At 65.5% G+C, this 22,170-nt stretch carries 12 protein-coding genes; 3 read left to right on the top strand and 9 right to left on the bottom strand.

Features of this window, described 5'->3' with window-relative positions; all coding sequences use genetic code 11:
* The first annotated feature begins 140 nt into the window (after positions 1-140).
* Complete coding sequence (locus tag CK224_RS21840; protein ID WP_095783309.1) at positions 141-1,199, top strand: D-TA family PLP-dependent enzyme; 1,059 nt, start codon at positions 141-143, stop codon at positions 1,197-1,199.
* A gap of 234 nt (positions 1,200-1,433) precedes the next feature.
* Here the strand turns inward: CK224_RS21840 and CK224_RS21835 are convergent, their stop codons facing one another.
* The 8 genes from CK224_RS21835 to hutI form a co-directional block, all read right to left on the bottom strand.
* Positions 1,434-2,192, bottom strand: a complete 759-nt coding sequence (locus CK224_RS21835) for a heme ABC transporter permease (protein WP_095783206.1) — start codon at positions 2,190-2,192, stop codon at positions 1,434-1,436.
* A 210-nt stretch (positions 2,193-2,402) separates the two neighbouring features.
* Positions 2,403-4,172, bottom strand: coding sequence for a glucan ABC transporter ATP-binding protein/ permease (locus tag CK224_RS21830; RefSeq protein ID WP_095783205.1), 1,770 nt, complete (start codon positions 4,170-4,172; stop codon positions 2,403-2,405).
* A gap of 376 nt (positions 4,173-4,548) precedes the next feature.
* Entirely contained in the window at positions 4,549-13,128 is an 8,580-nt protein-coding gene (locus tag CK224_RS21825; RefSeq protein WP_095783204.1) for a glucoamylase family protein, read from the bottom strand.
* Between the two features lie 270 nt (positions 13,129-13,398).
* Positions 13,399-13,986 carry a HutD family protein gene (locus CK224_RS21820; protein ID WP_095783203.1) on the bottom strand — a complete coding sequence of 196 codons (588 nt, stop codon included), beginning with the start codon at positions 13,984-13,986 and terminating at the stop codon, positions 13,399-13,401.
* 4 nt (positions 13,987-13,990) lie between these two features.
* Positions 13,991-15,661 (bottom strand): urocanate hydratase, encoded by a 1,671-nt coding sequence (gene hutU / locus CK224_RS21815; protein ID WP_095783202.1) that lies wholly within the window; start codon positions 15,659-15,661, stop codon positions 13,991-13,993.
* A 37-nt stretch (positions 15,662-15,698) separates the two neighbouring features.
* The gene (gene hutG / locus CK224_RS21810; protein ID WP_095783201.1) at positions 15,699-16,514 is read right to left on the bottom strand and encodes an N-formylglutamate deformylase; all 816 of its coding nucleotides are present in this window, start codon (positions 16,512-16,514) and stop codon (positions 15,699-15,701) included.
* A 190-nt stretch (positions 16,515-16,704) separates the two neighbouring features.
* The gene (gene hutH / locus CK224_RS21800; protein WP_095783200.1) at positions 16,705-18,240 is read right to left on the bottom strand and encodes a histidine ammonia-lyase; all 1,536 of its coding nucleotides are present in this window, start codon (positions 18,238-18,240) and stop codon (positions 16,705-16,707) included.
* Positions 18,237-19,466 carry an imidazolonepropionase gene (hutI, locus tag CK224_RS21795; protein WP_176477991.1) on the bottom strand — a complete coding sequence of 410 codons (1,230 nt, stop codon included), beginning with the start codon at positions 19,464-19,466 and terminating at the stop codon, positions 18,237-18,239. Before hutI ends, hutH begins: the two co-directional genes overlap by 4 nt.
* Positions 19,467-19,564: 98 nt before the next feature.
* Between hutI and CK224_RS21790 the strand changes: the two genes are divergently transcribed.
* Positions 19,565-20,920, top strand: a complete 1,356-nt coding sequence (locus CK224_RS21790) for a formimidoylglutamate deiminase (protein ID WP_095783308.1) — start codon at positions 19,565-19,567, stop codon at positions 20,918-20,920.
* Between the two features lie 5 nt (positions 20,921-20,925).
* Positions 20,926-21,669, top strand: coding sequence for a histidine utilization repressor (hutC, locus tag CK224_RS21785; RefSeq protein WP_095783198.1), 744 nt, complete (start codon positions 20,926-20,928; stop codon positions 21,667-21,669).
* A 51-nt stretch (positions 21,670-21,720) separates the two neighbouring features.
* On the opposite strand, the gene CK224_RS21780 is transcribed toward hutC, so the two are convergent.
* The gene (locus tag CK224_RS21780; RefSeq protein WP_095778583.1) at positions 21,721-22,065 is read right to left on the bottom strand and encodes a RidA family protein; all 345 of its coding nucleotides are present in this window, start codon (positions 22,063-22,065) and stop codon (positions 21,721-21,723) included.
* Between the last annotated feature and the right edge of the window lie 105 nt (positions 22,066-22,170).

Genomic DNA, 22,170 nt, shown 5'->3' with positions numbered 1-22,170 from the left:
GTCGACGCAAACTGACGGCTCTGGCCCCGTGACATCCGGCCCGATCAAGCCCATAACCCCAACGGGTTTTTGATTGCGCATGTCTTTATCCCGAAACCGGTTCCCACTTTCGGGAGACATGCTTTTGAACGGTGATCTTCATGGCAAGCATAGACGATCTCGACACGCCGGCGATCCTGATCGACGCGGCCCGCGCCGAGGCCAACATCGCAAAGGCGCAGGCGCATGCCGACCGCCACGGGCTGAAGCTCCGCCCGCATATCAAGACGCACAAGCTGCCCTACTGGGCGAAGAAGCAGGTCGCGGCTGGCGCGGTCGGCATAACCTGCCAGAAGATCGGCGAGGCCGAGGTGATGGCCGATGCCGGGCTTGAGGACATTTTCCTGCCCTACAACATTCTCGGCCGCGCCAAGCTGGAGCGGCTGAAGGCACTGCATGGCCGCGTCACGCTGTCGGTCACGGCGGACAGCCACGAAACGCTGGCAGGGCTAGCCGCGACCTTCACCGATACCGGCCACCCGCTGCCGGTGCTGGTCGAATGCGACACCGGCATGGGCCGCTGCGGCGTGCAGAGCCCGGCCGAAGCGGTTGCACTGGCGAAAGTGATCGACCAGGCCAAGGGCCTGACCCTCGGCGGGCTGATGACTTATCCGGCGGCGGGCCGCGCCGCCGAAACCGAGGCGTGGCTGCGGAACGCGCGCGAGACGCTTGCGGCGGCCGGGCTCGAATGCCGGCGCATCTCCAGCGGAGGCACGCCGGACATGTGGCGCTCGGGCGAGGACAGCGTCGTCACCGAATATAGGCCCGGCACCTACATCTATCTCGACCGCTACCAGGTCGCCAAAGGCGTCGGCACGCTCGACGATTGCGCGCTGACGGTGCTGGCCACCGTGGTCAGCCACCCGACGCCCTCCCGCGCCATCCTCGACAGCGGCAGCAAGGCTCTGTCCTCCGATACGCTAGGACTGCCGGATTTCGGCGAGCTGCTCGGCATGCCCGGCGCGCGAGTGACCGGATTGAGCGAGGAGCACGGCAACGTCACGCTTTCAGACGGCGCCGCCCTGCGCATTGGCGAGCGCGTGCGCGTGGTTCCCGATCATTGCTGCGTGGTGACGAATTTGTTCGACCAGGTGCATCTGATCGACGGCGACAAGGTGCTGGAAACGCTGCCGGTGGCGGCGCGTGGGAAGATGGCTTGAGGATCCTGAGACGCACGCAGATGTTTTAAGTTCGTCTAGGCTGGCGGGACAGCGCCCCCCGTGTCCTGCCGGACATCTCCCCCACTTTGGGGGGAGATTGGCGGCTCGGGCGTCGCGCCCTCCTCCAAACGCTGAAAGTTGCCGAAAGCAATCGCACCATCCTTGTGGGGGAGATGTCCGGCAGGACAGAGGGGGGCGAGAAGGAACGCGACTGACCGCTATTGGTCCGAAAATCTACTGCCGTTCCGCCTGCCGCGCCGCAACCCTGCGCATCGCGATCACGCGGCGCCTGAAAATCTCCGTGCGGATCGCCATCAGGTGCAGCGCGAAGAACAGCACGGTGAAGCCAAGCGCCATCACGGCGAGCGGCCACAGCATCGAAGGGTCGATGGTCGGGCCGCCGAGGCGGAAGACCGAGGCCGGCTGGTGCAGCGTGTTCCACCAGTCGACCGAGAATTTGATGATCGGGATGTTGATGAGGCCGACCAGCGTGATGATGGCGGCGGCCCAGGCGGCGCGGCCGGCGTCGTCCAGCGCGCGGGTCAGCGCGATAATCCCAAGATACATGAGGAAAAGCACGAAGACCGAGGTCAGCCGAGCGTCCCACACCCACCAGGTGCCCCACATCGGCTTGCCCCAGATGGAGCCGGTGATCAGCGCGAGCGCGGTGAAGGTGGCGCCGATCGGAGCCGCCGCCTTCAGCGCCACGTCGGCCAGCGGATGGCGCCAGACCAGCGTGCCGAGCGCCGAGATCGCCATGATGGTGTAGCACATCATGGCAAGCCAGGCGAAAGGCACGTGGATGTACATGATGCGCACCGTGATGCCCTGCTGGAAATCCTCCGGCGCGGTGAAGCTCATATAGAGGCCGACGCCGAGTAGGATCGCCGCGGTCGCCGCGAGCCACGGAATGACCTTGTCGGCCAGCCCGACGAAGCGGGTCGGGTTGGCGAGGTCGATCCAGCCGGCGAGGCGTGAGGTGGTGTCGCTCATGCCGATCTAAATAGACCGGCGATGCATCAGGGGCAATCGGACGGTTGTCGCACTCTCTCCTTCTCCCCTTGTCAGAGAAGGTGGATCGGCGCGCGAGCGACGAGACGGATAGGGTGCGCGACGGAGTGAGACGCTTGTGTTTTCTGGAACACCTTCATCCGTCGCCTGCGGCGACACCTTCTCCCACGACAAGGGAAGAAGGGAAAAAGCTTACGCCGCCTCCGTCACCGGACGGCTGAGGCGACGGACCTCCTCGTCGTTGAGCAGGCCGCCTGCGCGCAGCAGGGCTGCGAAGCGGCCGTTGCGCAGCGACAGCTCGGTGAAGCCGCCGTATTCGACCACCTTGCCCTTGTCCATGAAGACGACCAGGTCGGCGTCGCGCACGGTGGTCAGGCGGTGGGCGATGATGAAGGTCGTGCGGTTGCGGCGCAGTACGTCGATCGCTTCCTTGACGCGGTCCTCGGTCTCGACGTCGAGCGCGCTGGTCGCCTCGTCGAGCACCAGGATCGGCGCATCCTTCAGCACGGCGCGGGCGATGGCGATGCGCTGGCGCTCGCCACCCGAGAGCTGGCCGCCGCGCTCGCCGACGACGGTATCGTAGCCGCTGCTCTTGGCCAGGATGAAGTCCTGTGCGGCGGCGGCATTGGCGGCGGCGTGCACCTCGTCATTGCTCGCATCGGCGCGGCCGACCCGGATGTTATCCTCGATCGAGCGGTTGAGCAGGCCGGCGTCCTGGAAGACGGTGGCGATCGAGTGGCGCAACGACTTGCGGGTCACCGTGCGGGTGTCGATGCCGTCGATCAGGATGCGGCCGCTGGACGGCGTGAAGACGCGCTGCAGCAGGTTGATGAGCGTCGTCTTGCCGGCGCCGGTCGGGCCGACGATGGCGACGGTCTTGCCGGCCGGCACCTCGAAGGAAACATTCTCGATACCATGGCCCGAATTCGCGAACTCGAAGCTGACGTCCTCGAAGCGCACACGGCCGGTGACGTTGGTCAACTCGCGCAGGCCGTCCGGCTCGGCGGTTTCGGCGGCCGAGTCCTCGAGGCGGTAGAAATCCTCGAGCTTGGCGCGGGCCTCGGAAATCTGCGTCGTGAAGGCCGACATCTGGTCGAGACGGGCGATCAGCATTCCGGCAAAGCCGGTGAAGGCGACGACGTCTCCGACACGGAGCTGGCCACGGGTGACGAGATAAGCCCCAATCGAGAGCACGATCATCATCGAGATGGTCGACGACAGGCGGTTCAGCGCATTGGCGATAGCCCACCAGTCGAGCACCGGGTTCTGCGCGTCGAGCAGGTCCTTGACGTAGCGCTTCAGCGTCGCGGTCTCATGGCCGATGCGGTTATAGCTCTGCAGCACGGCGACGTTGCTGACGCTGTCGGTCACATGGGCAAAGACGGTGTGGTAGTGGCGCTCGACGGCGGTCTGCCCCGACTTGGTACGGCGCATGACGATACGGCCGATTCCGACGTAGAGCACGCCGAGGCCAAGCAGCACGATGGACATGCGGATGTCCATGGAAAGCGCGGTCGGCACCAGCAGCACCAGCGCAATGGCCGTCGAGAGATGCACGCGCATGAATTCGAGCCACAGGCTGAACAGGGTCTCGACGGCGCGCAGCAGCGTGTGCAGCGAATTGGACGTGCCGCGCTGGTGGTGCCAGGCGAGCGGCATGGTGATGACGCGCTCGAAGGACTGGCACAGCACTTCCGAACGCCGGGCATGGGCGAAGCGGTCGGCGCCGCGCGACACCAGCACGAAAGCTATGACATTGAAGACACCGAGAGCAGCCCAGACGGCGAGCGTCGAAAACACCGGACCTTTTTCGGAAATGGCGCCGATCACCCGGCCCAAAAGGATCGGCTCGAGAATAGCGATCGCGGCAAGCGCGACGTTGGCGCCGCAGATCAGCGCGACGCGCTTCTTGTCCGCAGCCAGATAACTCAGCGCTCTAAAGTAGATCTGCAGAAGTGACACTTCAGCTACTCCGCCAAACTCTTGTCCGTGCTCAATGTCGGTATTGTGCGCCGCACCATTTTTTGACACGTACCGGTTTATGTGTCGCGAAACAATGCGTCGTCTATCCCTTCCGTTCCCATTTAGCGAACAAAAGATGACGACGGTGCGAAATCTGACGTGATCACCTAACGGTTTGAGATAAAAGGTGAAATGTCAGCCTTGCGGCAAAACAATGGCACCTGCCCAGCGCTGCCACATTTTTAATCACTTGGCGCTTGCTTAGCCGTGCCTGAAGCAGCGTGGGCGCACGCTGCCCGGCCCACTGACAAAGTAAAACGCCAAGCTCGGCCGCGCATCCCGAGAGATGCGCGGCCTGCAAGGCAAACCGTTGATCCTACGCAGGTATCTTGACGACGACGTCGGTCATCTCGCCGGCCTTCGGTTCGAAAGACCCTGATTTGGTCTTCGAACCATTGACTTCAAGCGCGATCGACTTGGTCTTTTTGTCGCGGATGACGCGAACCTTGATTTCGCCGCCGAACATCTTGAGTGTGGCGGCGTAGCCGTCCCAGTGGCCGGGCAGCTTCGGCCTAAACGTGATCTGCTTGCCGCGCCGCTCGATGCCGAGGATTCCTTCCACCGCGGCCCGGTAGAGCCAGCCGGCCGACCCCGTGTACCAGGTCCAGCCGCCGCGGCCGCCTTTTCCTTCGCCGGCGTAGATGTCCGCCGCCACGACGTAAGGCTCGACGCGGTAATGCTCGGCCGCCGCCTCGTCCGAGGCGTGGTTGACCGGGTTCAGCATCGAGAAGCAGCGATAGGCCTCGTCGGTGCGTCCCATCTCGGCCAGCGCGATGACGAACCAGGTGGCGGCATGGGTGTACTGGCCGCCGTTCTCGCGCACGCCCGGCGGGTAGCTCTTGATATAGCCGGGATCCTTGTCGCTGTTCGAGAAGGGCGGCGTGAACAGCTTGACGATCTTGTGCTTGTCGTCGACGAGCATCTTCGTCGCCTGCTCCATGGCCGTGGTCGAGCGGGCAGGATCCCCCTCGCCCGACAGCACGCTCCAGGACTGGGCGATGGAGTCGATCTTGCACTCGTTCGAATTGCGGGAGCCGAGCGGGCTGCCGTCGTCGAAGCTGCCGCGCCGGTACCACTGGCCGTCCCAGGCCGTGCTCTCCAGCGCCCGCTTCAGCAGGTCCGCGTGCTTCGTCCAGGCCTGCGCCCGCTTGCCATCGCTCTGTCCCTTGGCGATGGGGGCGAAGTCACCCAGCGTCTTCAGCAGGAACCAGCCTAGCCAGACGCTTTCGCCCTTGCCGCCCTCGCCGACACGGTTCATGCCGTCGTTCCAGTCGCCGCCGAGGATCAGCGGCAGGCCGGCCGGGCTGCTGCGCTTGATCGCCAGATCGAGCGCCCGCGCGCAGTGCTCGTAAAGCGAGGCTGTGGTCTTGGTGATCTCGGGCGTGAAGAAGGCGTCGTGCTCACCCTCGCCAAGCTCCTGCCCGTCGATGAACGGTATCTGCTCCTTGAGGATGGCGGCATCGCCCGTCACCTCGATGTAGCGGGCCGTCGCGTGCGCCAGCCACACGACATCGTCCGAGATCATGGTGCGCACGCCGGCATCGGTGCGGGGCAGCCACCAGTGCTGCACGTCGCCCTCCTGGAACTGCCGGCGGGCGGCGTTGAGAATCTGGTCGCGCGCCAGCTTCGGATCATGCGCCAGCAAGGCCAGCGTATCCTGCAACTGGTCGCGGAAGCCGAAGGCGCCGCTCGCCTGGTAGAAGGCCGACCGCGCGCGGATGCGGCAGGCCAGGCTCTGGTAGGGCAGCCAGTGGTTGACCATGGCGTTGAGCGCCTTGTCCGGCGTCTCGACCTGAATGGTGTCGAGGAAGCCGCGCCAGACGCGCTCATTGTCGGCCAGACGCCGGTCGAAATCCTTGTCCCTGTGGGTCTGCACCAGGGCGCTCGCCTCGGCGGCCGTGGCGGCGTCGCCAAGCAGCCAGAACAGCGTCACGTCGCCGCCGGCCGGGATGTCGATGTCGCTGGCGATCACCGCGCACGGATCGTCGCCTGCCTCGACGCGGCCGGACAAAGCAACTCCGCCAAGCACCGCCTGCGGATATTCGGTCGTGCCGTGCCTGCCGACGAACTCGCCACGGTCGGCGGTCACCGAATGAACAGGCGCCGTCGCGGCGAGGAAAGCCACCCGCTCGCCGAAGTCGAGCCCGTAGGGGTTCTGCGCCAGCATGGCGCCCGTCGCGGCGTCCCTGGTCGGCACGATGGTTGCCGCCGTGCGCGAGCGATGGCCGCCGAGCACCCACTCGGCATAGGCATAGACGCGCAGCCTTGCCGGCGCGGGGCCGGCATTCTGGATGCGCAGCCGGGTGATCTTCACCGGATCCACCGGGTCGACGACCTGCGTCAGATCCATCGACAGCGGCCCGCGCTTCGAGCGGAAGGTCGAGAACCCCTGCCCGTGCCAGGTCTCGTAGGTCATCGAGGGATCGCGCACCACCGCGGCCATCGGCGAGAACGCCTTGCCGCTCAACTGGTCGTAGATATAGAAGCCCTCGCCCGGCCGGTTCGACACCGGGTCGTTCGACCACGGCGTCAGCTGGTAGTCGCGGCTGTTCCGGCTCCAGGTGAAGCCGGCGCCCTCGGCCGAGACGTGGAAGCCGAAGGAAGCGTTGGAGATGACGTTGATCCAGGGCTGCGGCGTCACACGACGGCCGGTCAGCCGCGTCACATAGTGGCGGCCGTCGCCGTCGAAGCCGCCAAAGCCGTTCCAGAGGCTGAGGCCGGTGCCGTCGGCGGCAAAATCGGCTCCTCCCTCGCTTGCCCGCGTCGGCTCAGGCAAAGGCGGCGACGGCTGGCGAGCCGGAACGCCTTCCGCCTGCTGCAAGGCGTCGCGGGCCTGCAATGCCGCCGTCTCGGCCCGCTCGAGCTGGTCGAAGATGGTGCCGTTGCGGGTGTGGAGCGCGACACGCGCGACCGACAGCAGGGTCTTGTAGGTCGGCTCGTCCATCAGGTCGCGGCGCACGGCGAAGATGTGCTGACGGGGGCCAAGCTCGCGACCACGCAGGCGGCTGTTCTCGCACAGCGTCTCCACTGCGCGCTGCAGGTCCTGCACGTAGGAGGATGCCTGCTCGTTGACGACGACGAAGTCGATCATCATGCCGCGGGCGCGCATATATTCCTGGAAGCGCAGCGCCTGGGCGACGATCTCGAGATCGGCGACGTCGCCGATGCGCACCAGGAAGATCGGGAAATCGCCGGAGATGCTGGTCGGCCAGAGGCTCGATTGGCGGCCGAGGCCCGAGGCGATGGAGTCGGCGGGCAGACGCAGGAACGGATCGGGATAGATCAGGTAACGCGCCAGCTTCTGCACATTGGCGGCATCGGTCAGGCTGAGGCCGAGATGGCGCGTCTGCACCTGGCTGCGCGTCCAGGCGAGCATCGCCTGGCGGGCGAAGCTCTCCTGATGATCGAGGCGGCCGATCGCCTCGTCGAGCTCGCCGCGGTTGGCGCCGACGACGGTCCAGAAGGTCAGCGAGATCTTCTTGTTGGCCGGCACGCGCACCTGGCGGCGAAGTGCCGCCACTGGGTCGAGCGTGAAGCCGTGGCTGCCGGAGAGCCGGGCGCCGGGGTCGAAGGCGGCAGCGTCGGCGATGGTGCGGCCACGGCCGATGAAGGCGCGGCGATCGGTTTCGGCCTCGGCGTCGCGCGAGGGACCCGACGGATCGGTGACGAAATGCACCATGGTTAGGTCGGGCTCGTTCTTTTCGCGCTTGCGCCTGGTGGCGAAGATCGCGCCGTTGTTAGCGGAGATCTCGGTCTCGACGAACATCTTCGAGAACGCCGGATGGGCGTTGTCGGAGGCTTCGTTGCCCAGCACCAGCTCGGCAAAGGACGTCACCTCGATGTGCCGGTCGGTGGGGCCGTCATTGTAAAGCGTGACGCGCCGGCCTTCGCCATTCCCTTCGGAGATGACGATGCACTCGACCTCCGAACGCAGCGAGCCGATCGATTTGGTAAAGCTCGCCTTGTCGTCCGCAAACAGCGTCTGCACGCGCTCGCCCTCGGCGCGCTTCGGCTCGGCGGTGGCCGACCACCAGTCGCCGGTCGCGGTGTCGCGCAAGAAGATATAGGAACCGAGACGGTCTTCGCTCGGGTCCGGTTGCCAACGGGTGACGGCAAGCTCGCCGAAGCGGCTGTAGCCGGATCCGGTGGCGGTGACCATGACCGAGTAGCGGCCATTCGACATGACGTTGGTCGCGCGTAGCGCCTTGATCGGGTCAAGGATGATGCGGCTGTCCGGGCTCTCGGTCTCGGTCTCATCCTTGGAGCGCTCGTCGGCCTCGGTCCTGACGGTAGCGGTCGGGATGTCGCGCGGCGCCTTCTCCTGCAAGAGGAGTTCGGCCGACTCGATCACCGGATCGCTGTGGAAGCGTTCGCGCAGCCGACCCTCAAAGATGGCGTCCGCCACGGCGGCGATCGACATGCCGGAATGGTGGGCCATGTAGTTCTGGACGACGGCATGGTCGGTGCCTTCCGGCACGCGCTGCGGCGTGAAGTCGACCGCATCGTAAAAGCCGTGCCGGCCGAGCGCGCCGATCGCGCGCAGCCGCATCAGGTTCTGCACCGCCTCACGCGGATTGAACTGCGCCGCCAGGATAGTGGCGTAAGGCGCGATCACGGTGTTCTGGCCGAGACCACGCTTCAGGCCGAGGCCGGGCACGCCGAAGTTGGTGTACTGGTAGGTGAGCTCGCGGTCGCGGGCATTGTAGGCCGCTTCCGAGATGCCCCAGGGCACGTTCTTCGAGCGCGCATACTGGATCTGGCGCTTGATGATGAGCTTGCTGGTCTGGTTGAGGATCGAGCCCTGCGGCTCCTTCATCACCAGCGGCGGCATCAGGTACTCGAACATCGAGCCCGACCAGGACATCAGCGCGCCCTTGAAACCGATCTCGACGATCGGCCTGCCGAGCCGGAACCAGTGCTCGGTCGGCAGGTCGCCCTTGGCGATGCCGAACAGGCTGGTCAGCCGCGCCTCGGAGGCGAGCAGGTCGTAGCAGCTCTCGTCGAGCTGGTGCTCCTCGACGCGATAGCCGATCGACAGGAGCTTGCGCTCCTGCCGCATCAGGAAGGAGAAATCCATCTCGAAGGCGTAGCGGCGGCAGCGCCCGCGCAGCGCGAGCAGCTTGGTGCGGAGCGCCGAGACCGCGCTTTCGTCATTGTGCGAATCGTGCACATGCGCCTCGCAGGTCGCCTCCAGCCTGGCCGCCCAGTCGGCGATGACGTCGCTCTTGGGCGACGCCGCCTCGACGTGGATGGCGGTCGCAAGCTTGCGGATCTCGCCGGCCAGCACCGCGAGATTGATCGTGCGGATCGAGGCCATCTCGGGCTGCGCCTTGATGGTCATCACTGCCCGGCGCATGCCGTCGAGGCGGTCGGCAAGACGCTGGCGCAGCGGCCGCAGTTGGCGGCGGTCGTCGGGCAGTTCCTCCAGGCTCTCGTCGAGGATGGTGACGGTATCGAGGATGCCCTCGAAATCGCCCTGCAGGTGGACGGAAGGCGCCTCGGCCCATTCGGCACAGGCCGCAGCCACGGCGACCAGATGGCCGGCGAGATTGCCGCTGTCGACCGCCGAGATATAGAGCGGATAAAGCGGCTTCAGCGTCGTCGTGTCGTACCAATTGTAGAGATGCCCGCGATCGCGCGGCATGTTCTCGATGGTCGTCATCGTGGCGTCGATGCGGGTGATGGCATCCGACAGGCTGATCCAGCCGAAGTCGCGCGCCGACACCACCGAGAGCAGGTAGACGCCGATGTTGGTCGGCGAGGTGCGCGGCGCCACCACTGGCGCCGGGCTTTCCTGGAAATTGTCGGGCGGCAGATGGTGATGCTCGGCCGTCACGAAGGTCTCGAAATAGTGCCAGGTGCGACGCGCCACGGTGCGCAGCGCATGGATGTCGGCGGCGGAAATGCGCAGCCTGTCCTCGGTCTCGGCCGAGCGGCTGATCCAGCAGGCGACGGCGGGCGAGCCGATCCAGAAAATCGCGAAGAAGAAGGCGACGAACGCGCCGGTGGAATCGGCCAGCACCGGAACGGCAAGGCCGACCACGCCGATGATCACGGCGCCATACATCATGCTGTAATAAGCGCCGAGATCGCTGCCGCCGGTCTTGTGCGCCTGCGAGGCGGTGCGCCACTCCAGAAGGTTCTGGCGGCTGACGAAGAGCCGGTAAAGAGTGCGGACGATGGCATCGCCCATCATCCAGGCGAGGTGCGCCATCAAAAGCACCTTCAGCGCCACCAGCGCGGTGCCGAACACAGTGTCGCGCGCCAGCGCCGAGAAATGGCCGCGAGGCGTCTGGTCGCCGCTCTTCGGCAGGATGCCGTTGACGATGTCGAAAGTCGGGGCCATGAACAGGCTGAGGATCATCAGCGCCTGCCACTGCGCGGCCTGCGTGAACGGCAGCAGCGTCCAGCCGGCGATACAGGCCATCACCCAGAAGATCGGGGTCACCGAGCGGCGCAGGTTATCGACCATCTTCCAGCGCGACAGTGCCGGAACGCCAGAGCGCGGATCGAACATGAAGCCGAGCAATTGCCAGTCGCCGCGCGCCCAGCGGTGGTGGCGTGAGGCGTCGACCGAGTAGCGGGTCGGATAGTCCTCGACCAGTTCGACATCGGTGACGAGCGCGGCGCGCGCCAGGGCGCCTTCGAGCAAATCGTGGCTGAGGATGGTGTTTTCCTCGATGCGGCCCTTCAGCGCCGTTTCGAAGGCGTCGATATGGTAGAGGCCCTTGCCGGTGAAAGTGCCGTCGCCGAAGACGTCCTGATAGACGTCGGACACGGCAAAGACGTACGGGTCGAGACCGCGATTGGCCGAGAAGACGCGCTGGAAGAAGGAGGCATCGTCGCCGCTGGTGAGCGAGGCGGTGATGCGCGGCTGCAGGATGGTGTAGCCGGCTGTGACGACGCGCTTTGCCGGATCGAAATGCGGACGGTTGAGCGGATGCGCGAGCTTGCCGACGAGGCTCGAGACGGCGTCGCGGGTGGTGCGCGTATCGGCGTCGAGCGTCATCACATAGGTGACTTTGTCCGGCAGCGGCACATCGAGCGGCAGGAAGGTGGTGTCGCTGTCGCCGCGCAGCAGAAGGTTGAGCTCGTGCAGCTTGCCGCGCTTGCGTTCCCAGCCCATCCAGCAGCCCTGGGCCTGATTGTAGAGCCGGCGGCGATGCAGAAGATAGAAGCGCGGAGCACCTTCCGACGGGTAGCGGGCGTTCAGCCTGGCGATCTCGTCGCGGGCATATTGCAGGATCTCGATGTCGGCTGCGTCGATTTCGGTTTTGGAATCCGGCCAGTCGGACAAAAGCGCGAAATGGATCTCTTCTGCCGTGTTGGCGAGATGATGCACCTCGATGTTGCGGATGTTTTCCTCGACGTCGTCGCGCGACCCGATGAGCGAAGGCACGACGACCAGCGTGCGCGCTGAGGCGGGGATGCCGTGCTTATAGTCATAGCCGACGAGCCGCGTCGGCTTGAGGAAGAGCGCCACGACGGTGTTGAAGAAGGCCAACGCGCCTTCGCTTGCCGGCACCGCGAACAAAGCCAGCATCAGCGTGATCGCCCCTGCCGAGAGGCCGAGATTGGCAAGCGCGTTGCCGGACAGCACAAGCAGGAGCACCGTCAGCAGGAAGACCGGCACGACGATGCCGAGCCAGCCGGTGGCGGCAAAGGCGCGCTTGAAAGTCACATAGAAGGGAGCCCGGTAGCCGATCGCCTGTTCCAGCTCCGGCCGGCGCGGTCCGACCAGGAAGAAGCCGACATCGGTATGCACGGAGGGGTCGGCAGTTTCCGGCACGCCGGACGCATCGGTGACCCCAGGCATGTGGCCTGCAAGCTCGATCGCCGTTTCGGCGACGCGGAATTCGGAAAGGTCGGAGCGGCGCGCAAGCTGCTCGATCGCGGTGCGATACTGATCGCGCGAGAAGAAATCGAGCGCGGCGAAATCGGTCTTCTCGCGCAGCAGCGTGTCGATGCGGCTGACGCCCTCGAACCAGACCGTCCAGTCGACGTCGTTGATGAGGCGCAGGCCGCGGATGATGTTGCCGGTGGTGACGTTGCCGCTGGACAGCGTCTGATGCTCGGAGATGATGATCTCCTCGGCGTCGGAGCCGGTCTTCTCGAGCTCGCCCTCCAGCCATTCCAGCGCGCGGCCGGCGTTCTGCGAACCGTCACGCAGGCGATAAAGGAGCTGGGTGGCGAAAGTGGTATCCTGCGCATGCGCGGCGTAGCTCGACAGGATCCTGGTCCGGTCGGCATTGTCGTCGGTCGCCAACACCCGGTCGGCGACCTCGTTGGCGATCTGGCGCATCTCTCTGGTACGGTTGACGCGCACTGCGATGCGTCGGAGGTTTTCGATCAGCACGAACCGCAGCAGCGACGGCAGCGCCCAGAGCTCGCCGATCTTCAGCGGCTCGACCGATTGAAAGCCCTCGACGATGGCCTTGAACATGGTCGCCGAGACGGCGCTGTCGGAATGCTCGACATAGCTCCAGGCGACGACGAAGGCGCGCGGCAACGCCGTGCCGCCCGCAAGCTTGAGCGTCGGCAACTGGCGGTAGAAACGGCGCGGCAGATCGCGCTTGACCTGAAATATGGTCTCTTCGACCAGGTAGTTGTTGTCGAGCAGCCATTGCGCCGCGGGCGTGATCGTCTCGCCCTTGGCCTGGGCGGCGTTGGTCGAACGGTAGACTTCGAGAATCTTCTTGGCGCTGTCGCGGATGCGGGCCTGGAATTCGAACGGCGAAAGCCCGAACAGGTCCCTGACATCGCCCTTGGCGAGTGCTGCGCCCAGCGCGCGCAGCCGGTCTTCCGGCAGGAAATTGGAGCGTATCGGCGCTTCCGTGACGGTCGGGAAGCCGGCACTAGTTTGTTCAATCTTGGCGGGATTCGTCTGGATGTTCATTGATTATTCCGTAAGGCGGGGCGCGATGCGGCGTCACCGCCACGGCAATGGCCCTAAAACCGGTTCAAATGCAATCTGTTGCATGGCAGGTTCGGCCGAAAGTTTGTTCGCGCTCCATGACAGGGGCGTCCCCTTTCGACAACTCAAGGGCGAACGCCCCTCGCTTCCCGCCCCGGGTCCGATCAGGGAAAGGATTCAGGCTTTTTCGTGATACATGCAAGGGGCCAGGCGATATTTCGCCCGCGCCGCGATCATGTTTGGCAACAGCCGTTAACCATTGGCGGCGGTGACGCGCAGGCGGATCACAAAAATCAGCTCATGCCCTTCAGGCTGGAGGCGCAGTTTCTGGCTCTGCTGATCGAGGACGAGCGCATCAAGCGGTCCGAGGCTGGCAGCGGTGTCCGTGAGGACTGTGACGCCACCGCCAACCGGCAAGATAATCGTCGTGCCGTCGGTCGACCTTATCTCGACTTCACCCGAAACAGGCAAGCGCTCGACCGTATGGCTGATGCAGCCGCGGCGGCTCATGACGTTGAGATCGGTGATCGGGCCGCCCATCAACGTGGCGCGGGTCGGCACGTCGCCGGGAAAAGGAAGCGGCGCCGAGGCCGGCGTCAGCCGCGCCGGCGGTCGAGAGGCGATGTCGAGCATAATGCCGTCGCCTTCCAGCACCGACAGCGTGCGGTCGATGCCGGCAAAGCTGGAGAATGGCCCGCTGGTCTCGACGCGCGCCATGGAGATGCGCCAGTCGAAATCCTCGAGACCGGCGCCATCAGGCGAGACGGCGATCTCGGTGGTCGTGCCGCCGCCGTTCTTCCACGGCATGACGCGATAGCCGGCGGCACGAAGGATGCGCATCGCCTCAACCCAAAATGCCCGGCAGGTTGAGCTGGTGCTCCTTCGCGCACTCGATGGCGATGTCGTAACCGGCATCGGCGTGACGCATGACGCCGGTCGCCGGGTCGTTCCACAGCACGCGCTCCAGGCGCCTGGCCGCGTCAGGCGTTCCGTCGGCGACGATCACCATGCCGGCATGCTGCGAGAAGCCCATGCCGACGCCGCCGCCGTGATGCAGCGAGACCCAGGTGGCGCCGGACGCGGTGTTGAGCAGCGCGTTGAGCAGCGGCCAGTCGGAAATGGCGTCGGAGCCATCCTTCATCGCCTCGGTCTCGCGGTTCGGCGAGGCGACCGAGCCGGAATCGAGATGGTCGCGGCCAATGACGACCGGCGCCTTGAGCTCGCCCTTGGCCACCATTTCGTTGAAGGCGAGCCCCAATCGATGGCGGTCGCCAAGCCCGACCCAGCAGATGCGCGCCGGCAGGCCCTGGAAGGAGATGCGCTCGCGCGCCATGTCGAGCCAATTGTGCAGATGCGTGTTGCCAGGGGTGAGTTCGCGCACCTTGGCGTCGGTCTTGTAGATATCTTCCGGATCGCCCGAGAGCGCAGCCCAGCGGAACGGGCCGATGCCGCGGCAGAACAGCGGACGGATGTAAGCCGGCACGAAGCCGGGGAAGGCGAAGGCATTTTCGAAACCCTCGTCCTTGGCGACCTGGCGGATGTTGTTACCGTAGTCGAGCGTCGGCACGCCGGCGTTCCAGAACGCCACCATCGCCTCGACATGCTCGCGCATCGACGCGCGCGCCGCCTTCTCCACCGCCTTCGGATCACTGACGCGCTTCTCGCGCCATTCGGCCATGGTCCAGCCCTTGGGCAGATAGCCGTTGATCGGGTCATGCGCCGAGGTCTGGTCGGTGAGGATATCGGGGCGGATCCCACGCCTGAACATCTCCGGCACGATCTCGGCGGCATTGCCGAGCAGGCCGACGGACTTCGCCTCGCCGGCCTTGGTCCAGCGCTCGATCATTTCCATCGCCTCGTCGAGCGTTTCGGCCTTCTCATCGAGGTAGCGAGTGCGCAAGCGGAAGTCGATCGAGTCCGGATTGCATTCGATGGCGAGGCAGGAGGCGCCGGCCATGACAGCGGCCAGAGGCTGGGCGCCGCCCATGCCGCCGAGGCCGGCGGTCAGGATCCACTTGCCCTTGAGATTGCCGCCATAGTGCTGGCGGCCGGCCTCGACGAAGGTCTCGTAGGTGCCCTGAACGATGCCTTGCGTGCCGATATAGATCCAGGAACCGGCCGTCATCTGGCCGTACATCATCAGGCCCTTCCTATCGAGGTCGTTGAATTTTTCCCAGGTCGCCCAGTGCGGCACGATGTTGGAATTGGCGATCAAGACGCGCGGCGCGTCCTTGTGGGTGCGGAAGACGCCGACCGGCTTGCCCGACTGCACCAAGAGCGTCTCGTCCTCGCCGAGCGTCTTCAGTGACGCGGCGATGCGGTCGAAATCGTTCCAGGTGCGCGCCGCCCGGCCGATGCCGCCATAGACCACGAGCTCGTTCGGGTTCTCGGCGACCTCCGGATCGAGATTGTTCATCAGCATGCGCAGCGGCGCCTCGGTCGTCCAATAGCGGGCGTTGAGCTTATCGCCGCGCGGCGCGCGGACTTCACGGATGTTGTGGCGAGGGTCGGTCATGTCGGCAGTTCCCTTTCGATCAGGTGCGGCGGGAGCGTCAGCGCGCGGCCCAGGCAATCGCGGTTTCGAGAATGGTTTTCAGCGTGGCGCGGATCGGCGCCGCGTAGGTTGGGTCGTAAGGCACCGGCCAGTTGTCTGGCGCGCCCTTTTCCGACGGCTCGCGCATATAGCCGCGGTTCGAGAGCTCCATCTGCAGCGCATGGACGCCGCTCTGCGGCCGGCCGAAACTTCTGGTGATCCAGCCGCCCTTGAAGCGCCCATTGACCACCCAGGACTGGCTGCTCGCCGCGAGGATGGCGGCTACCTTTTCCTGCAGCGATGGTTCGGTGCTCTTGCCGTCATTGGTGCCGAGATTGAACACCGGCAGCGTGCCTTCGAACAGGCGCGGCAGCACCGAGCGGATCGAATGGCAATCATACAGCACGATCTTCTCATGCATGCCGCGCAGCCGGTCGATCTCAGCCTGCAGTGCGGCATGGTAAGGCGCGAAGTAAGTCTCGCGGCGCCGGTCGATCTCGGACGGCGTCGGCTCCTCGCCCATGCGGTAGAGCGGATCGCCATCAAACGTGTCGGTGGGGCAGAGCGTGGTCGTCGCCTGTCCAGGATAAAGCGAGACGCCGGAGGGGTCGCGGTTGACGTCGATGACGGTGCGCGAGATGGCGGTGTGGACGACCGTGGCGCCAAGATCGTTCGCGAAGTCGTACAGCTTGTCGATCCACCAGTCGCAGTCGCGGCGGCCGAGCCACGGCGAGACCAACCGGCTGTCGAGGCCCGCAAGATCTATGCCGGTGTGCGGGATCGAGACCAGCAGCGGCGCCGTACCGCGTGTGATGGTGAGCCAGGGCGTGGTCATTGGAGCTCTCCACGGGTTGGAGCTCTACGGCGCCCCCCTCTGTCCTGCCGGACATCTCCCCCACGAGGGGGGAGATCAGATATCACGCCGGCTTTCGCCAATCGTCCACGTTGCAAGAAGGAGCGGGGCGCCAAAGTTGCCAATCTCCCCCCTTGTGGGGGAGATGTCCGGCAGGACAGAGAGGGGCGTCTCATGACGCAATCCCCGGCAGCGCCACCGCAGCCGCCGCCTTAACCGCGGCGCCGCTGCGGACCAGGGCGATCGCCTTTTCCATGTCGGGGTGGAAATGCCGGTCGTTATCGAGATGCGGCACCTCGGCTCGGACCAGTTTGCGCACCGTTTCCAGCGCTTCGCTCGAGGCGAGCGGGGCGTGGAAATCGCAGCCTTGCGCGGCTGCCAACAGCTCGATGCCGACGACGGCCGTTGCATTCTCGATCATGCCGAGCAGGCGGCGCGCCGCGTGCGCAGCCATCGAGACATGGTCTTCCTGGTTGGCCGAGGTCGGGATGGAATCGACGCTCGCCGGATAAGCCTTCTGCTTGTTTTCCGAAACGAGCGCCGCCGCCGTCACCTGGGGGATCATGAAACCGGAATTGAGGCCAGGCTTCGGCGTCAGAAATGCTGGCATGCCGGAGAGCGCCGGATCGACCAGCATGGCGATGCGCCGCTCCGACAGCGAGCCGATCTCGCAAACCGCAAGCGCGATCATGTCGGCGGCAAAGGCCACCGGCTCGGCGTGAAAATTGCCGCCCGAGAGCGCGGTGTCGTCCTCGGCGAAGATCAGCGGGTTGTCGGTGACGCCGTTGGCTTCGGTCTCGAGCGTGTCGGCCGCCTTGCGCAGGACGTCGAGCGCGGCGCCCATCACCTGCGGCTGGCAGCGCAGGCAGTATGGATCCTGCACGCGCTCGTCGCCAACGCGGTGCGATTCACGAATGGCGCTGCCGGCCATCAGATTGCGCAACGCGTCCGCGGTCTCGATCTGGCCGCGATGCTTGCGCAACAGATGAATGCGCGGGTCGAAAGGCGCGTCGGAGCCGCGGGCAGCATCGGTCGACAGGGCGCCGGCGACCAGCGCCGACTGGTAGAGCGTCTCGGCTTCGAACAGGCCGGCGAGCGCGAAGGCGGTCGAGAACTGGGTGCCGTTGAGCAGCGCCAGGCCCTCCTTGGCAACGAGCGTGACCGGTTCCAGCCCATGCGAGACGAAGGCGACCTTGGCCGGGAAGCGACCATGCGGGGTAAAACATTCACCGACGCCGATCATGACCGCCGTCATATGCGCGAGCGGCGCGAGGTCGCCCGAGGCGCCGACCGAACCTTGCACCGGCACCACCGGAATGACGTCGTTGGCGAGCATCCCCTGGAGCAGGTCGATGGTCTCGGCGCGCACGCCGGAAGCGCCCTGGGCGAGGCTCGCCAGCTTCAACGCCATCATCAGCCGCACCACGGGGGCCGGCATCGGTTCGCCGACGCCCGCGGCGTGGGAAAGCACGATGTTGCGTTGCAGCGTTTCAAGATCGTTTGCCGGAATGCGAACGCTGGCGAGCTTACCGAAGCCGGTGTTGATGCCGTAGACCGGCTCGCCTTTGGCGATGATGCGGGCAACGGCTTCGGCGCTGGCCTTGATCTTCGGCTGGCAGGCATCGTCGAGCTTCGGCACGGCGCCGCGATAGATGGCGCGCCAGTCGGCAAGCGTCGCGCTGCCGGACTTCAAGATCAGTTCGGTCATTGTCCTCTCCAGATGCGGGCATGGAGCGGGTTGAAGCCCATGCGGTAGACAAGTTCGGCCGGACGCTCGATATTCCAGACGGCAAGGTCGGCCGATTTGCCGGCTTCCAGCGTGCCGATCCTGTCGAGAAGCCCCAGCGCACGCGCGGCCTCGCGGGTGACGCCGGCGAGGCATTCGTCGACGGTCAGGCCAAAGAGCGTCGCGGCCATGTTCATGGTGAGCAGCAGCGAGGTGAGCGGCGAGGTACCGGGATTGGAGTCGGTGGCGACCGCCATCTTCACGCCCTGCCGGCGGAACAGCTCGACCGGCGGCCTCTTGGTCTCGCGGATGAAATAGTAGGCGCCGGGCAGGATGGTCGCGACGGTGCCGGACCCGGCCATCGCCGCGGCGCCCTCCTCATCGGTGTATTCCAGGTGATCAGCCGACAGCGCGCCGTAGCGCGCGGCAAGCGCCGCGCCATGCAGGTTGGAGAGTTGGTCGGCGTGAAGCTTCACCGGCAGGCCGAGCGCTTTCGCCTTATCGAAGACGCGCGCGATCTGTTCCGGTGAGAAGGCAATGCCCTCGCAAAAACCGTCGACGGTGTCCGCGAGCTTTTCGGCGGCAACCGCCGGGAGGATCGTGCCGGCGACGAGATCGATGAAAGCGTCCTTGTCGCCCCTGGCTTCGGGCGGCAGCGCATGGGCGGCGAGACAGGTCGTAAGGATCGTGATTGGACGCTCACTGGCCAGACGGCGGGCAGCGCGCAGCGACTTTTTTTCATTGTCGGCATCGAGGCCGTAGCCGGACTTGACCTCGACGGTCGTGACGCCCTCGGCCATCAGCGCGTCGAGGCGGGGCAGCGTCTGGGAGACGAGCTCGTCTTCGCTCGCGGCGCGCAGCGACTTGACCGAGGAGACAATGCCACCCCCTGCCCTCGCCACCTCCTCATACGTGGCGCCGGCCAAGCGCATCTCGAATTCGTTGGCGCGGTTGCCTGCATAGACAAGGTGGGTGTGGCAATCGATCAGGCCGGGGGTGATCCAGCGGCCCTGGCAATCGACCGTTTCGGCGCCCTGTCCGGCGGCTGCCGGCAGGTCGGCCTCCGATCCGGCATAGACGATCAGCCCGTCGCGCGCGGCGATCGCACCTTTCTCGACGATGCCGAGACCGGCAGCACCCTCGGCCATAGTCGCCAGGCGGGCATTGCGCCACAGACGAAGGCCGCTCTTTCCGTTTGCTCCACCCATCATCTTTTCCATTTGAAAGGATGACGATTATGTATATACATATTGAAACGCGACGCAAGTGTTAATGTCGCTCGGGCATTCGGATTGGGAGTTTGGACGTGACGGCGATCTTTGCGGAACAGGCGCTGCTGCCCGGCGGTTGGCGGGGCAATGTGAGGATCGCTTTCGACGGCGGCCGTATCTCTGCCGTCGAAGCGGGCTCTTCGGCACACGTCGGCGACGAACGCCACGCCATCGTCCTGCCCGGCATGCCCAATCTGCATAGCCACGCATTCCAGCGCGGCATGGCGGGGCTTGCCGAGTTGCGCGGTCCCTCGGCCGACAGTTTCTGGAGCTGGCGCGAGGTGATGTACCGCTTCGCGCTGTCGATGACGCCGGACCAGGTCGAGGCGGTCGCGGCGCAGCTTTATGTGGAGATGCTGGAAGCCGGTTTTTCGCGCGTCGGCGAGTTCCACTACCTTCACCATGATCGCGACGGGCAGCCTTACGCCAACATCGCCGAGATGGCGGAGCGGATCGCGGCTGCCGCCGCCGACACCGGCATCGGACTGACGCTGCTGCCGGTCTTCTATGCCCATTCGGCCTTCGGCGGCGCTGCTCCCAACGAAGGCCAGCGGCGATTCATCAATGATGTCGAACGCTTCGAACGTCTGCTTGAGAAAACTCGCGAGGGCGTTCGCTCGCTTGAGCAAGCCGTCGTCGGCCTCGCGCCGCACAGCTTGCGCGCCGCAACGCCGGACGAACTCAACGCCGTTGCCGCAATGGCGCCGAACGAGCCGATCCACATCCATGTCGCCGAGCAGGTGAAGGAAGTCGAGGACTGCATCGCCTGGTCGGGCAAGCGTCCGGTCGAGTTCCTGCTCGGACATGCTGAGGTGGACAGGCGCTGGTGCCTGATCCACGCCACACACATGACCGAAGCCGAGACCATCGCCATGGCCAAGGCCGGCGCCATCGCTGGCCTCTGCCCGATCACCGAGGCCAATCTCGGCGACGGCACTTTCGCCGCCCCCTCGTTCATCGAACATGGCGGCCGCTTCGGTGTCGGCTCCGATTCCAATGTGCTGATCAGCCTGACGGACGAGCTTCGGCAGCTCGAATATTCGCAGCGCCTTGCCCACCGCGCCCGCAACGTGCTGGCGCGCGCCGGCGGCTCTACCGGCCGCGCGCTGTTCGATGCCGCGCTCGATGGCGGCAGCATCGCGCTCGGCGCCGGCCCCTCAACTCTCGCCGTCGGCAGTCCGGCCCATTTCGTCTCGCTCGATGCCAGCCACCCCTTGCTTGCCGGCAAGGCGGGCGATGCCATCCTCGACGCCTGGATCTTTGCCAATGGCAGCAAGGTCGATTCCGTCTGGGTGCATGGCAAGAAGCAGGTGAGCGGCGGCAGGCATGTCAAACGCGAGGCGGTCGCCGGGCGATTCCGCAAAGTGATGATGGCGCTTTCCGAGGGCTGATCCCGATGAGCATGGCCGAAACGGCAGAGATGGAAGACGGCGAGACCCTGTCGCTGCACCAGCGGATCCTGTCCGACATCCGGGAAAAAATCCTGTCGGGTGCATGGGCGCCCGGCCATCGCATCCCGTTCGAGCACGAGCTGACGGCTCAATATGATTGTTCGCGCATGACGGTGAACAAGGCGCTGTCGCAGCTCGCCAAGGCGGGGTTGATCGAGCGCCGCCGCCGCTCGGGCAGCTTCGTGCGCCAGCCGCAGTCGCAGGCGGCGGTGCTGGAACTGCACGACATCAGGATCGAGGTCGAGGCGCTCGGCCTGCCCTATCGTTATGAACGGCTGGAGCGCATGAAACGGCGCGGCAATGCCGAGGATCGGTCGCTGCTTGGGCTCTCTGCGGGTCCAGTGCTTTGGCTGGAGGGGCTGCATTTCGCCGGCGAACGGCCATTCGCGCTCGAGCAGCGCCTGATCAATCTTTCGGCGGTGGGCGAGGCCAGCGAGGAAGAATTTCTCGACATTGCGCCCGGCCCCTGGCTGATCGGACGCGTGCCGTGGAGCGAGGCCGAGCACCGTATCCGCGCCATGGCGGCTGACGAAACTATCGCCGACACGCTCGACATCGATCCCGGCGCGCCCTGCCTGGTGGTCGAGCGCCGCACCTGGAGCGCCGAGCATCCGGTCACGCATGTGCGCTTCATCTATCCGGCGGAAAGCCACACGCTTGTGGCGCGGTTCACGCCTTCGCAGGGATGAGCAATCTCCCCCTCGTGTGCCCACGAGGGGGAGATTGGCAGTTTTAGCGCCTTACAGCGCCGCCGTGATAATGATCTCGACCAGATATTCCGGGGTGGCAAGCTTGGCTTCGCCGGTGGCGCGGGCGGGCGTGTGGCCCTGCGGCACCCATTTGTCCCACTCCGAATTCATCTCGGCGAAGGTGCCCATGTCGGCCAGCCAGATGATCGCCTGCACGATCTTGGTCTTGTCGGTGCCAGCCTTGGCCAGCAATTCGTCGATGGTCTTCAGGATGTCGCGAGTCTGCGAGGCGACGTTGCCGCCGGGCTCACCGACCTGGCCGGCTAGATAGACGGTGTTGCCGTGAATGACGATCTGGCTCATGCGCGGGCCGACATCGATACGACGAATGCTCATGGGAGGCTCCTTCTTTTCTAGGGTCGCGCCTGTTTAGAGTCCGTGCCGGCTCCGGGCAAGGCCGACCGGCGCGAAACCGATTGAGCCAATTTGTCGGCTCCGGAC

The sequence above is a fragment of the Mesorhizobium sp. WSM3862 genome (genome assembly GCF_002294985.1).
Lineage (GTDB): Bacteria > Pseudomonadota > Alphaproteobacteria > Rhizobiales > Rhizobiaceae > Mesorhizobium.
Note: the sequence above shows the minus strand (reverse complement) of the source record. Positions and strands in the feature narration are given on the sequence as shown.